The sequence below is a fragment of the Bacillus timonensis genome, assembly GCF_000285535.1.
In the GTDB taxonomy this organism is placed as follows: Bacteria; Bacillota; Bacilli; order Bacillales; family Bacillaceae_L; genus Ferdinandcohnia; species Ferdinandcohnia timonensis.
The window spans coordinates 893974-908542 of the sequence record NZ_HE610986.1 but is presented as its reverse complement, the minus strand read 5'-3'; the positions used below and the strand labels follow the sequence as shown (position 1 = coordinate 908542).

Sequence of the window (14569 nt, the reverse complement as noted above, 5' to 3'; positions counted from 1 at the left end):
GTTAGCGAAGCAAAAGGCGGCAGAAGCTGGATCAGCTGGGGATGATGATTTAGCGAAGGCAAAAGCAAAAGCTGTTGCAGCGGCGAAAGCCAAGGCTGCCGCGTTAGCGAAGCAAAAGGCGGCAGAGGCTGGATCAGCTGGGGATGATGATTTAGCGAAGGCAAAAGCAAAAGCTGTCGCAGCGGCGAAAGCCAAGGCCGCAGCGTTAGCGAAACAGAAAGCGGCTGAAAAGGTTGGCGCAAATGGATCGGATGACGATTTAGCAAAAGCCAAGGCGAAAGCAGTAGCGGCAGCCAAGGCAAAAGCAGCGGCAGCGGCAAAAGCAAAAGCGGCAGCTGGCGGTGGTGGCGACGATCTTGCTAAGGATAAAGCAAAAGCAATCGCTGCAGCGAAGGCCAAGGCAGCTGCAGCAGCGAAAGCGAAAGCCGCGGCAGGTGGAGAACCTGAAGAAGCTGTAGAAGAGGTAACACCGTCTCCAAACCAAAAATATTTGGATAAGTATGTGAAAGTCATAACGGAACACTTAGGAGAAGGTGTTTTAGAAGATTCATATATTAATACACTATCAAAAGATGTACCAACACTTGTTGCAAAGCCAGATACATATTATAAGGTTGCACAGTTTTTAAAGTACAATGAACAACTTGGGTTCGATTATTTATCAGAACTACATGGTACAGACTTCCAAACCCACATGGAAATATATGTTCATTTATTCTCTTATAAAAACCGTCAATCTGTTGCCTTAAAAGTAAAGCTTGACCGTGATGTGCCAATAACTGCATCCTTACAACCATTATGGGAAGGGGCAAATTGGCCAGAACGTGAAGCGTATGATTTACTTGGAATTAAATTTGAGGGACACCCAAATTTAACACGAATCCTGTTGCCAGATGACTGGGTCGGATATCCACTTAGAAAAGATTATGAACCGTATGATGTGGAGGTGTAGCATATGATCCGTACAGAAGAAATGCTCCTAAATGTAGGACCACAGCATCCAAGTACACACGGAGTATTCCGTCTTGTAGTTAAAATTGATGGAGAAATCATCAAAGAAGCTACACCTGTAATTGGATACCTACATCGTGGTACTGAAAAGCTTGCAGAGGATTTGCAATACACACAAATTATTCCGTACACAGACCGTATGGACTATTTATCGGCAATGACCAATAACTATGTGCTGTGTCACGCTGTCGAAACGATGATGGACATTAAGATTCCAGAACGGGCTGAGTATCTACGTATCCTTGCGATGGAATTAGGTCGGATTGCAAGTCACCTTGTTTGGTGGGGGACGTACCTACTTGACATTGGTGCTACAACACCATTCCTTTACGCGTTTAGAGAAAGAGAAATGATTATTAATCTATTAAATGAGCTTTCCGGGGCAAGACTGACTTTTAACTATATGCGTGTTGGTGGGGTTAAATGGGATGCACCTGAAGGCTGGATTGAAAAAGTAAAAGAATTTGTTCCTTATATGAGGTCACAGCTTCCTGGATACCACCAACTTGTAACAGGGAATGAAATTTTCCGCGACCGTGTTATTGGTGTTGGTAAGTACACGAAGGAGGATGCTTTAAATTATTCCTTAAGCGGTACGAACCTTCGTTGTACAGGGGTGAAATGGGATCTTAGAAAAGATGAACCATACTCCATTTATGACCGCTTTGAATTTGATGTTCCAACGAGAGACGGTGGAGATGCATGGGCGCGCTACCATTGTCGTATGGCTGAGATTGAGGAATCTTTAAAGATTATTGAGCAAGCAGTAGAACAGTTCCCTGAAGAGGGAGAAATCTTGGCAAAGGTTCCGAAAATCATTAAAGCGCCAAAGGGTGAAGCATATGTACGAATCGAATCGCCACGTGGAGAAATTGGCTGCTATATCTCGAGTGATGGAAAAAAGGAACCATATCGTTTGAAATTTAGACGTCCGTCATTCTACAATCTCCAAATCCTCCCAAAACTTTTAAAGGGTGAGAATATGGCAAATTTGATTGCAATTTTAGGTGCAATAGACATTGTCCTTGGGGAGGTTGATGGCTAATGATTGATAACCTACTGAATTCACCTCCAAGTTGGCTGAATTTTGGTATTTTCTTTCTACTTGCAACCATCCTGCTTTTTGTCATTTTAGGATTTGTTACATATGGGATCCTTGCAGAGCGGAAGGTCATGGGATTTATGCAAGCACGTATGGGTCCAAACCAGGTTGGTGGACGATGGGGACTTTTACAAACGGTCGCTGACGTCCTGAAACTACTGATAAAAGAAGACGTAATTCCAAAGGTTGCGGACCGACCATTATTTATTATCGCACCAGTGCTTGCGTTTGCTCCGGCTTTTATGGTTGTGGCAGCACTTCCGTTTACGGATAGCTATAAATTTGCCGACATTGGCGTAGGTTTGCTCTATTATATTGCTGTTTCCGGTCTTACAACGATTGGTATTGTCGCTGGTGGTTGGGCATCGAATAACAAATATGCCCTCATGGGAGGAATGCGTGCAGCGGCACAGATGATTTCCTATGAGATTCCACTGGTGATGTCAGTAATCGGGGTTATTTTATTATCTGGTAGCTTAAATCTATCTGATATCGTCGAAGCCCAGGATAAGGTTTGGTTTATTTTTGCACAGCCGATTGCTTTTATCGTGTTTTTTATCGCGTCTGTCGCGGAGCTCAATCGTGTGCCATTTGACTTGCCTGAGGCAGAATCAGAGATTGTGGCTGGTTTCCACATTGAGTATTCAGGATTTAGATGGGCATTCTTTATGCTTGCGGAATATGTGTATATGTTTGCGATGGCAGCGTTAACCACTGCTCTTTTCTTAGGAGGTTGGAAACCTGTTCTATTCTTAGACTTCATTCCAGGCGCCGTTTGGTTTGCCTTGAAGTTTAGCTTGGTTATCTTTGTCTTGATCTGGTTCCGTTCTACATTCCCACGTTTACGTGCGGACAGACTTATGGAATTCGGCTGGAAAGTCCTACTTCCAATTGCACTGGCAAACATTTTCTTATCAGCGTTAATTAAGGAACTGTTTTTTTAAAAAGTTCGCGAACTCTCGAATGCCAACAATACCTATAAAAAGGGGTGACAAAATATGTTTGGCTTACTGAAAGGGATGAAATACACCCTTAATCAATTAACCTATAAAAAAGTCACATATGATTATCCGAATGAACCACTGCCACTACCTGATCGCTTTCGTGGTATCCAAAAATTTTATCCGGAGAAATGTATCGTATGTAATCAATGTGCCAACATTTGTCCAACCGATTGTATCCAGTTAACTGGAAAGAAGCATCCTGATCCGACCAAAAAAGGGAAAATCATTGATACGTATGACATCAACTTTGAAATTTGTATTCTATGTGACCTTTGTACTGAAGTTTGTCCGACAGAAGCTATTGTCATGACAAACAATTTTGAACTGGCGGAATACAGTCGTGATGACTTGTTTAAAAACCTTGAGTGGTTAGATGAAAATGATACGAACGTAAGGAAGGAGAATAAAGCGTGACTGGAGAATTTTTAGCATTCATAGTCCTTGCACTTAGTGCGATTGGCGGCGGTGTGTTAATGCTGAACCTCCAAAAGGTCATACACATGGTTATCGCACTTGTCTTCACCTTCATTAGTATCGCAGGTTTGTACGTCATGCTTCATGCCGAATTCGTTGCAGCTGTGCAAGTCTTAATTTATTCAGGAGCCATTACCATTTTAATGCTCTTTGGAATCATGCTGACGAAACATAATGACACAAATGAGCCCAAAGTCAGTCGTGGTCGGACACTACTTGTCGTTTTTGGAATCCTTGCCTTTGGTATTGCCGTTTACCTCGGTATTTATGATTTGGATTTCGGTCAGCAAGCAACAGACCTACATGTGAACAATACGGAAAAAATTGGGATGGAGCTCTATGCAAAATATGTAATTCCATTTGAATTAACATCTGTCGTGTTACTAGTTGCGTTAGTAGGTGCGATTATTTTAGCGAAAAAAGAAAATGAAGAGGAGGCGAAAGAGGAATGAGTTCAATTCCATTAGCAGCCTACCTTGTCCTAGCGTTAATTCTGTTTTGTATCGGCCTATACGGCGCATTCACAAAAAGAAATACAGTTATCGTGTTAATCTCAGTTGAGTTGATGCTGAACGCAGTGAATATCAATTTTGTGGCTTTTAGTAAATACGGAGTGGTTCCTGGCATTACGGGACAAATTTTCTCGCTGTTTACCATTGCCATTGCGGCAGCTGAATTTGCTGTAGGATTAGCCATTTTGATGGCACTTTACCGAAATAAACGCACAGTTAACATTGATGAAATGAATACGATGAAGCATTAACAATTACGGTTAAATTGTGGATAGCGGCTAACCAAAGCTGCACATCTTTTTAATCGCAAGTCAAAGAAGGGGATTGTGATACGATGATGGAAAATGCATGGATCATACCGCTTTTCCCGCTTATCTCTTTTTTGTTCCTTCTTATATTCGGTAAACGAATGAAGGAGTCGAGTGCGTATATAGGCATTCTGCTTACGTTTGTTTCATTCGTCTACTCGGTGTTGGTTCTCGTAGCGAGACTCGGGAATCCAACATACAAATATGAGAGCACGTGGTTATCAATTGGGGATGTTCACTTAACAGCGGGGTTTGAAGTCAATCAATTAAATGCACTTATGTTAGTGGTAGTATCGCTTGTCAGTTTTTTAGTACATATGTATTCAAAAGGGTATATGCATGGTGATGATCGCTTTCCCGTATTTTATGCGTACCTTGGGTTGTTTACCTTCGCAATGCTGGGCTTGGTTATCTCACCGAACCTTCTGCAAACGTATATTTTTTGGGAACTTGTTGGACTTGGTTCGTTCCTCTTAATTGGCTTCTATTTTTACAAAGAAGAAGCGAAAGCGGCGGCGAAAAAAGCGTTTATTATGACGCGTATCGGTGATGTTGGTCTCTTAATTGGGATGATTCTATTATTCTGGCAAGTTAACAGCTTTGAATATGATGAAATTTTTAACGCAGTAGGTGCTGGAGAAATTTCATCCACGATGATTACCTTAACCGCGATTTTAATTTTTGTGGGAGCTGTTGGTAAATCCGGTCAATTCCCACTTCATACATGGTTACCGGATGCGATGGAAGGCCCGACACCTGTTTCAGCTTTAATCCACGCAGCTACCATGGTTGCGGCAGGGGTCTACTTAGTTGCTACAATGTTTCCGTTATTTGCAGCAAGCGAAGCGGCAATGATGACAGTCGCCATCATTGGAGGATTTACCGCTATTTTTGCAGCATCAATTGGATTAGCACAAAAAGATATTAAACGTGTTCTTGCGTACTCAACGGTAAGTCAACTTGGTTACATGATGCTTGCATTAGGATCTGCAGGATATGTAGCAGGAGTATTCCACTTAATGACACATGCTTTCTTTAAAGCATTGCTATTTTTAGCAGCAGGTAGCGTGATTCATGCCGTTCATACGCAGAACATTGAAGAAATGGGCGGATTATGGAAAAAGCTTCGCCTAACAGGTCCGTTGTTCTTAATTGGAACCTTGGCCATCAGTGGTGTTCCGTTATTCTCAGGTTTTTTTAGTAAAGATGAAATTTTAATTGCAGCTTGGGAACATGGAAATTACGTGTTGTTCTGGTTAGCAGTGCTTGCAGCTTTCTTTACAGCGTTTTATATGTTCCGCTTGTTCTTCATGGTGTTCACTGGTGAGGCAAGAGGCAAGCAGACAAATGTCAAGGAATCACCAAGCACAATGACGATACCGATGATTGTTTTAGGTATCCTTGCTGTTGTAGCAGGTTATGTGAATACACCATGGTTTGGAACATTTTTAGGGGATTGGTTAACAGAAGGAACAAACCTGTATGGAGCAGGTCATGTCGAGGGGCCAGGTTGGATTATGGCTGTTGCCACATTTGCGTCTCTGTTTGGTCTCTTGCTTGCATATGCAATGTATCAACGGAAATCTATTTCAAGAGATTTCTTCAGCTCACGAGCACCCATTATGTACAGCATCGTTTACAATAAATATTTTATCGATGAATTTTACAACATGACCGTTGTCTATGCAACAAAGGTATTCAGCTTATTTTTAAGATATATTGATGAATTTTTAGTAGGTGGCATTGTAAAAGGCGTGGCACAGGCAACACAAGGGATTGGAAAGATTGGGGCTAAACTTCAGAACGGTCAAGTTCAAATGTACACATCTGTTGCCTTTGTGGGATTAGCAATTTTACTTCTCGTGGTGGCACTGACAGGGGGGTACTTAAGATGAGTTCATTTATTCTTTCACTTTTAGTATTCTTCCCGATTCTAGGTATCGCCGTTCTTGCCTTTGTACCAAAAACAGAAGAAAAAACAATTAAACTTGTTGGGGTTTTAGCAACAATTCCGTCACTAGTATTGGCCCTATATGTGTATGGGGTTTATACAGGAGGCGGTGATCTTGAAAAATTTAAGGAAACCGTCTATTGGTTTGGGTTTATGCCAAAAGGAAACCCATGGGAAGTTAGCTATGAAATGGGGCTTAATGGCCTAACTTTAGTGCTCGTCCTATTAACAACTGTGATTTCAACACTTGCTGCAATCGCGTCTGTTCATATTAAAAAGGAATGGAAAGGTTATTTCATGCTGTTCCTTTTACTTGAACTAGGAATGCTTGGTGTGTTTACAGCAGGGAACTTACTTTTATTCTTTGTGTTCTTCGAAATGACGCTCATTTCTACGTTCTTCCTGATTGGGAAGTGGGGCTATTTTGAAAAAGAAAAAGCAGCGTTTAGCTTTTTAATTTATAACGGGCTTGGTTCTGCGATTTTGCTGATTGTCATTATGATCATTTTTGCAAAGGCTGGTACAACGAATATTGCGGCATTAACAGCCATTTTTGCAAGCCCACCTGATACCTTGCCAATTCCAGGTGAATTCTCTAAGGAGTTGCGACTCGGATTATTGATTGCAATCATTATCGGGTTTGGGATTAAATTGCCGATTTTTCCGTTGCATACATGGATGTTGCGCGTTCACGTAGAAGCACCACCATCTATCGTAATGATTCACTCTGGTATCCTTTTAAAAATTGGAGCATATGGGATAATCCGTTTCGGAATGGGATTTTTCCCAGATGAGTTTAGCAAATTGTCACCGATTATTGCTGTGCTCGGGGTTATTAACCTTTTATATGGAGCATTTTTAGCGTTTGTTCAAAAAGATTTCAAAATGGTTCTTGCGTATTCAAGTATTTCCCATATGGGAATTGTGTTGATTGGGCTTGGTGCAATGAACGAAGCGGGCGTTCAAGGCGCTGTATTCCAGGTCGTGTCACACGGCTTAATTTCCGCATTATTGTTCTTCCTCATCGGTGTCATGTACGAGCGTGCTGGAACGTCGTATATTGATAGGCTAGGTGGACTTGCTAAGGTGATGCCACTAACGGCCGGATTTTTATTAGCGGCAGCAATGGCTTCACTTGGACTACCGGGAATGTCCGGGTTTGTTAGTGAATTTATGGCCTTCCTTGGATTATTTAAAGAAATGCCAGTTCTTGCTGCAATAGGGGCAATCGGTATTATTATGACGGCTGTTTATTTATTACGTGCCGTCTTGAATGTGACATTCGGAAAACCAAATCATTCCTACGAGGGTGCATTTGATTTACGTCCGATTGAAATGGTACCGGTATTTGTTTTACTTGCGTTTATCGTATTGATTGGTGTTTATCCTAACGTGCTTACACAGCCACTTCAGGTTGCACTTGAAACTATCATGCTAGGGTTAGGGGGGTGAGCCGATGGATACAGAAACTTTGCTAAGCTTTGATTGGGGAGTAATGGCACCAGAATTTATCATCATCGGTGTTGCAACCCTTCTTTCGTTACTCGACTTATTTATGGGAAAAGAGAGGGATCGACGTCCACTTGGCTGGATTGGGATTGTTGGTATCCTTGTTGCAATTGGTTTTACAGTTTCATTAATTGGGAATGACGTTACGTCCATTTTGTACGATACATTTAGACTTGATTCGTTTGCGATTGCGTTTAAATTACTTTTATTAGTTGGCACTGGATTAGTAATGTTGCTTGCGATGAGCTATGAGCCCAAAGATGGTATCACATATCGTGGTGAGTTTTACTACTTACTTCTTGCAGCACTCTTAGGTACGATGATCATGACATCAAGTGCGGACTTGATTACCTTATTTGTTGGGTTAGAGCTGCTTTCGATTTCTTCCTATATTTTAGCCGGAATCCGAAAGCACAATATGCTATCAAATGAATCTGCGATGAAATATGTCATTAACGGGACGGTTTCAACAGCCATCTTTTTATTCGGTGTCAGTTATGTTTACGGGTTAACTGGAACTTCGAATTTAAAAGAGATTTTCATGGCGTTCGGAAGTTTGCAGGATCCACAGCATATTTACATTGTTGCACTTGCATTCTTTATGATTGTAGTTGGTCTTTCCTTTAAAATTGCGGCTGCTCCGTTTCATATGTGGGCACCGGATGTATATCAGGGAGCACCAACTCCTGTTACAGCCTTTCTAAGTGTTGTCTCAAAGACAGCAGGCTTTGTCATCATCTTGAGAATTGTGGTAACAGCGTTCATTCAAGTACCATCTGGAACTGATGAGACACAGTTTTTATTGTTCCATCTACAGGATTTATTAGCGATAATCGCAGGTGCGACGATGATTATTGGTAACACACTTGCACTAAGACAGAAAAACGTGAAGCGGATGATGGCATACTCAAGTATTGCCCACGCCGGATATGTATTAGTAGCATTTGTTGCTTTCTCCTATTTTATGATGGATGCAATTTGGTTCTATTTAGTCGCATATCTCTTCATGAGTCTTGGATTCTTTGCGATACTTCAAGTAATTACGCAGAATTCAGACTCGGAAGATATTAGTCAGTTTGCCGGCTTGTATAAGCGTTCGCCAGTATTGGCTGTAGCACTAGGGATATTCATCCTTTCATTAGCGGGTATTCCTGGTACTGCTGGCTTCATCGGAAAACTGGAAATCTTCATCGGCGCATTTGTGACAAGTCCACCGCATTATGTACTAGCATCGGTTATGATAGCGACAACTGTTGTATCGTATTTCTACTACTTCGGAATCTTAACGCAAATGTTCTTTAGACCGGCAGCGGACGATTCGAAACTTAAATTGCCAACAGGGGTGTTGGTTGTTGTGATTATTGCAGTGATCGGAACCATCGGATTCGGAATCTTCCCAGGAGTCGCCTTCGAATTCATACAACAATTCGAAAGCTTTGCAGACTTCATAGGATAAAATTAAACAGGGGTGTATATATGAAGGAAGAGGTATGGGGATGCCTCTTCCTTTTTTGCCGTTTCGGGAGCGAGGGGACCAAGGGACCAAGGGACCAAGGGGACGGTTCTTGTGGCTCTCCATAAAATGGAAATTTACATCAACCATCTTAATTAATACGGTTTTTCATATGGGACCAGGAGAACCGTCCCGTCCCTGTGGCTCACCTGGTTCACTTTTGGTGCTTGTTTTTGAGGACTTCTGGGGTAGAAGGTGGTAAAATGGAGTGGTGTGTTTGATTATTTTTTAGGTACATAAGGGAGTGGTTAGTTTAATGTTAGCGGGTTTCGGGTATCAAGCACTTATAAGTATTGTTTCTCATTTGATTTTTATTGCGGTTACTTGGTGGGCCCTGCAGAGCATTCGGTATGAGCATTTGGTGAAGCCAAATCATGTTTTTCAAGTTCGGGTACTACTCGTTCTTGTGACAATTGCAATTGGATCAACCGTTAGCAATTTCTTTTTAGATTACCTCCTATGGTCACAGCAATTACCAAGTATAATACAATTCAAAATAACCATTTGAATGTAAAAACGATATACAAGAAAAAAATGAAAAAAGGATGTTTGAAGTAGACATCATCTGGTCTCTCCACTACTTTCCACGTATCTGAATGGTGCAACTGGAAAAAATGTAAGTAAGGAGAGGAAATCCAGTAAATACACGAGTTAATACGGATAAGCACATGGCTTTTTATCAAAACAATCCTTAGTATACCAATGGACAGGAAAAATACATTGGATGATATTGGAATATTAATACGAAGGAACATTTTAGAATTGATGATTTTGCCGACATTTCCACAAACGTTAAACGCGTAAGATTGTCCTACTTTTATATCATCAAGTCTACCTTCTTTTTCTAGAATAGTTTTTATAAATAAAAAACTGTCTATAAAAGAAGACAAACCCTCATAAACAAGTAGTTCTTTTCGTATTACATGTACTATGTGAAATATGTGAAATTTTTACTTGATAATATTCCTTCAAAAATACCAAATTTTTGTCGACAAATATTGCGAAAATCCCACAATTTTCACTTGTACCAATGATGCTCCAATGATATGATGTAAATTGGTTTTGTGTAAAATTGAACAAATTTGGAATTGCCCGTATTGCAACGGAGTTAGCCAATTTTTTGAAAACAAAGACTACTCGAAGTGAACATGCATACAACCCAAAATAGAGACATTTGCCTGGTGGGTTGCATATACTACATCAGTGTGAATGAAATTTTTCACGAAAAGAAATGAACATGAAAAGAATGGGTTCCATTAAACAGAGTCAAGATGGAACACCAATTGTCATGAATGAATATGAATATATAGAAAATGGGACGCGGAGGGGAATACCTTGGAAAAAATCATCGTCCGCGGCGGTCATAAGCTAAACGGCACAGTCAAAGTTGAAGGCGCAAAGAACGCCGTTTTGCCAGTTATCGCTGCATCCTTATTAGCAAGTGATGGTAAAAGTGTGATAAATGAAGTACCCACGCTCTCAGATGTATATACGATTAATGAGGTTTTGCGTTTTTTAAATGCAGATGTTACCTTTGCAAATAACCAAATCGTTGTCGATGCATCAAGAGAGCTAAAAACAGAAGCACCTTTTGAATATGTTCGAAAAATGCGCGCATCTGTACTTGTTATGGGATCGTTACTTGCACGTAATGGTCATGCAAGAGTTGCTCTTCCTGGGGGTTGTGCGATTGGCTCAAGACCAATTGACCAGCACTTAAAAGGATTCGAAGCAATGGGTGCAGTTGTAAAAGTAGGAAATGGATATATTGATGCTGAAGTCAATGGAAGACTTCGCGGTGCCAAAGTATATTTGGATTTCCCAAGTGTAGGAGCTACTGAAAATATTATGATGGCAGCTACATTGGCTGATGGAGTTTCCATTATTGAAAACTGTGCAAAAGAACCAGAGATTGTTGACCTTGCTAACTTCCTAAATGCAATGGGAGCAAAAGTAAGAGGTGCCGGCACTGGCACGATTCGTATTGAAGGTGTAAAAGAAATGCATGGTGCAATTCACAATATTATCCCTGATCGCATTGAAGCAGGCACATTTATGGTGGCAGCTGCAATCACAGGCGGTAATGTTCTTGTTCAAGGTGCAGTTCCAGAACACCTTAGCTCGCTTGTTGCAAAAATGGAAGAAATGGGCGTGACCATCATTGAAGAACAAGATGGTTTACGTGTAATTGGACCTGAAAAATTAAAGGCTGTGGATATTAAAACAATGCCACATCCTGGTTTCCCAACAGATATGCAATCACAAATGATGGCATTGTTACTTCGTGCGCAAGGCACAAGTATGATTACGGAAACTGTATTTGAAAATCGTTTCATGCACGTTGAAGAATTCCGCCGCATGAACGGTGATATTAAAATTGAAGGCCGTTCTGTTATCATCAACGGTGAATCTCAGCTTCAAGGAGCTGAAGTAGCTGCAACAGACCTACGCGCAGCAGCTGCACTTATTTTATCCGGATTAGTTGCAGATGGCTACACCCGTGTAACAGAACTGAAGCACTTAGACCGTGGTTATGTGGACTTCCATCAAAAGCTAGCGGCATTAGGTGCTGACATTGAACGTATAAATGAAGAAACAGAAAGCCTAGTGGAAGAAGCAAAGGTAAACTTTTGACTAACCACAAAAAGCTAGGGACATTACCCATACAAGGTAATATCTCTAGCTTTTTTATTTTTATACATATAAAAAGAGAGTTCAATCCTTTTTTAAAACAAACAAGATGTTTGGAATGATAAGAAGTAATAATGAAAAAATGAAAAAATGAAAACAGTGATTAACAAAGCAAGTGCGAGACATATTCTACTAACCAAGTTCGCCCCCATTTTTCGTATTCCCTATTCTTTTTAAAATGTATTTCGGTAGATGCTAGAACATAATTATTTTTTACGTTATTCGAGTCATAAATGCTTGTCCAGTACCATAAGTATTGATATATAGGTGCATGTTTACGTGCATTAATTTCAAAGTGGAGGCTTGCATTCATGAAACAGATTAAACCAATCATTGTACTAGTTTCTGTCCTTTTTGTCTTGATCTTATTGATTCCATCAATGCTTGTCATTCCGTTCTCCGATAAGGATGTCGGAAAGCTGGCTGAAGAACGACAATCAAATCCCGAACCGCCTCAGATTGCTTCTGGCCCGACAGTAGAGGTGGCTGTACATCGTGTCAGTGCGCAGAAGATTGAAAATGTGCCACTTGAAGATTATGTGGTGGGTGTGCTTGCGCAAGAAATGCCTGCGAAGTTTGAAATAGAGGCACTGAAGGCTCAAGCGTTGGCTGCAAGAACGTATGTAGTGAGACATATGTTAAGTGACCAAAAGATTGGCGTTCCAGAAGGTGCTGACGTGTCAGATACGATTAATCACCAGGTATATAAAAGCATTGAGGAATTAAAAGCGGAATGGAAAGGTGATTACGACTGGAAAATCCAAAAAATTACGCAAGCCGTTAAGGAAACCCAAGGTCAAATCTTAACATATAATGGAGAACCTATTGACGCACAATTTTTCTCGACGAGTAATGGGTACACGGAAAATTCCGAGGATTACTACAAAAATGCGTATCCTTATTTAAAAAGTGTGGAAAGTCCATGGGATGTTGATACGGAGAAATTTTATGATCAAATGCAACTGCCAGTTTCAGACTTTGAACAAAAGCTTGGGATTAAACTTGGCAATGGCAAAGATATCGGAAAAGTCACAGCGAGAACGGGGTCACACCGTGTGGCAACGGTTGAAGTTGGCGGAAAGAGTTTTACCGGCAGAGAAGTTCGTGAAAAGCTTGGCTTGCGCTCAACTGATTTTAATTGGGAGCGTAAAGGAAATGTTATCGTCATACAAACGAAGGGCTACGGCCACGGAGTTGGGATGAGTCAATATGGTGCAGACGGAATGGCAAAGGCAGGCAAGAGCTACAAGGAGATTGTGGAACACTACTACCAAGGAGTAGAAGTTTCGTCCACAGAGAACTTTTTAAATAAACTAACAGTGAAAAAATAAATGCAGAAGGGTTAATTCCCTTCTGCATTTTTGTTGTTTAAACCTTCAATTCGGTTTAAAAGCCTTTTTAAACGTGGCAGCTTTCCTCCAAAATAACTAATTTTTACGATAGAAAAAAGCACAAGCACGCCAATTGTGTCCTTCACGAGGTCAATTACGGTCGCGGACCGATATGGGACAAAGTATTGGTGCAACTCATCGGAAAATCCATAAGCGATGGCAAGAACAGCCGAAAGAATACTCGTTTTCCGGGTGAATTTTCCTTGGATGAGGAAAAACAAAACCCAAAATCCATAGAGGATCCCAAATTCGATTAAGTGTAGCGACTCTTTAAACGCCTGGTCCCACGAAAACGGTGTATTCACGATCGCATCTGATGGTAGACTCGATAAAATGAAAATAAAAATCATATATAAAAACGGTGCAATGACTAGTAGAAATCGTAATAAAGCTTTCATGCTGGAGACTCTCCTTTTTGAAATGTACTAACATAGTATAGCATTTATTGGGATTGTGATGGAGATACTTTTTGTGTGTTTACTTTGGGGATGAAAAGGGAGGAAGTGTTGCTGGAGAAAGATCTTCATCAGGGTGATGAAGTTTCGAACGAGAGGTATGTTGCTGGAGAAAGTCCTTTATCGGGATGATGAAGAGCCGAATGAGAGGTATGTCGTTGGTAAAAGTCCTTCATCGACTCCGGGCCACAGGAACCGTCCCCGTGGTTCACACCCGGTTCATGTGGTTGCCCCACATTACTTCGAGCCACAGGAACCGTCCCCGTGGTTCACACCCGGTTCACGTGGTTGCCCCACATTACTTCGAGCCACAGGAACCGTCCCTCTGGTTCACCCCTGGTCCATACATGAGTCCAAAATACAACGTCCACCTGGACCCCTTTTGGGAAGAATTTGTGAATCATCGGAGTTATGAAAGAGAAAACGAAAGAGGAAACCTGTTTGAATCCCTTTCATTGAGGTTATGAAAAGGAAAACGGAGGAGGAAATTCGTTTGAATCCCCTTCATCGGGCTTATGAAAAGGAAAACGGAGGAGGAAATTCGTTTGAATCCCCTTCATCGGGCTTATGAAAGGGAAAACGGAGGAGGAAATTTGTTTGAATCCCCTTCATCGGGCATATGGAAGGGAAAACGGAGGAGGAAATTTG

At 41.1% G+C, this 14569-nt stretch carries 13 protein-coding genes; 12 read left to right on the top strand and 1 reads right to left on the bottom strand.

From position 1 onward, the window contains the following. The 12 genes from BTHG_RS24965 to spoIID form a co-directional block, all read left to right on the top strand. The coding region (locus BTHG_RS24965) for an NADH-quinone oxidoreductase subunit C (protein WP_010677185.1) at nt 1-952 on the top strand (952 nt) is incomplete at its 5' end. Nucleotides 953-955: 3 nt separating this feature from the next. Then, nucleotides 956-2056, top strand: a complete 1101-nt coding sequence (locus BTHG_RS13095) for an NADH-quinone oxidoreductase subunit D (RefSeq protein WP_010677184.1) — start codon at nt 956-958, stop codon at nt 2054-2056. Continuing rightward, nucleotides 2056-3057 (top strand): NADH-quinone oxidoreductase subunit NuoH, encoded by a 1002-nt coding sequence (gene nuoH / locus BTHG_RS13090; RefSeq protein WP_010677183.1) that lies wholly within the window; start codon nt 2056-2058, stop codon nt 3055-3057. The genes BTHG_RS13095 and nuoH overlap by 1 nt, the downstream gene beginning before the upstream one ends. 54 nt (nt 3058-3111) lie before the next feature. After that, the gene (gene nuoI / locus BTHG_RS13085) at nt 3112-3531 is read left to right on the top strand and encodes an NADH-quinone oxidoreductase subunit NuoI (protein ID WP_010677182.1); all 420 of its coding nucleotides are present in this window, start codon (nt 3112-3114) and stop codon (nt 3529-3531) included. Beyond that, a complete protein-coding gene (locus BTHG_RS13080) occupies nt 3528-4043 on the top strand; it encodes an NADH-quinone oxidoreductase subunit J (protein WP_010677181.1) in 516 nt (171 codons plus the stop codon). The genes nuoI and BTHG_RS13080 overlap by 4 nt, the downstream gene beginning before the upstream one ends. Next, nucleotides 4040-4354: an NADH-quinone oxidoreductase subunit NuoK gene (nuoK, locus tag BTHG_RS13075; protein ID WP_010677180.1), complete on the top strand. Its 315-nt coding sequence runs from the start codon at nt 4040-4042 to the stop codon at nt 4352-4354. Before BTHG_RS13080 ends, nuoK begins: the two co-directional genes overlap by 4 nt. Nucleotides 4355-4437: 83 nt before the next feature. After that, complete coding sequence (gene nuoL, locus BTHG_RS13070) at nt 4438-6306, top strand: NADH-quinone oxidoreductase subunit L (protein ID WP_010677179.1); 1869 nt, start codon at nt 4438-4440, stop codon at nt 6304-6306. Further along, nucleotides 6303-7814, top strand: a complete 1512-nt coding sequence (locus BTHG_RS13065) for a complex I subunit 4 family protein (RefSeq protein WP_010677178.1) — start codon at nt 6303-6305, stop codon at nt 7812-7814. Before nuoL ends, BTHG_RS13065 begins: the two co-directional genes overlap by 4 nt. Before the next feature lie 4 nt (nt 7815-7818). Then, entirely contained in the window at nt 7819-9327 is a 1509-nt protein-coding gene (gene nuoN, locus BTHG_RS13060; RefSeq protein ID WP_010677177.1) for an NADH-quinone oxidoreductase subunit NuoN, read from the top strand. 313 nt (nt 9328-9640) lie between these two features. Next, the gene (locus BTHG_RS13050; RefSeq protein ID WP_010677175.1) at nt 9641-9892 is read left to right on the top strand and encodes a DUF1146 family protein; all 252 of its coding nucleotides are present in this window, start codon (nt 9641-9643) and stop codon (nt 9890-9892) included. Nucleotides 9893-10719: 827 nt separating this feature from the next. Continuing rightward, nucleotides 10720-12018 (top strand): UDP-N-acetylglucosamine 1-carboxyvinyltransferase, encoded by a 1299-nt coding sequence (gene murA, locus BTHG_RS13045; RefSeq protein ID WP_010677174.1) that lies wholly within the window; start codon nt 10720-10722, stop codon nt 12016-12018. Nucleotides 12019-12386: 368 nt separating this feature from the next. Beyond that, entirely contained in the window at nt 12387-13406 is a 1020-nt protein-coding gene (gene spoIID, locus BTHG_RS13040; protein WP_010677173.1) for a stage II sporulation protein D, read from the top strand. 11 nt (nt 13407-13417) lie between these two features. On the opposite strand, the gene BTHG_RS24960 is transcribed toward spoIID, so the two are convergent. Then, nucleotides 13418-13864 carry a VanZ family protein gene (locus BTHG_RS24960; RefSeq protein WP_010677172.1) on the bottom strand — a complete coding sequence of 149 codons (447 nt, stop codon included), beginning with the start codon at nt 13862-13864 and terminating at the stop codon, nt 13418-13420. Nucleotides 13865-14569 lie beyond the last annotated feature (705 nt).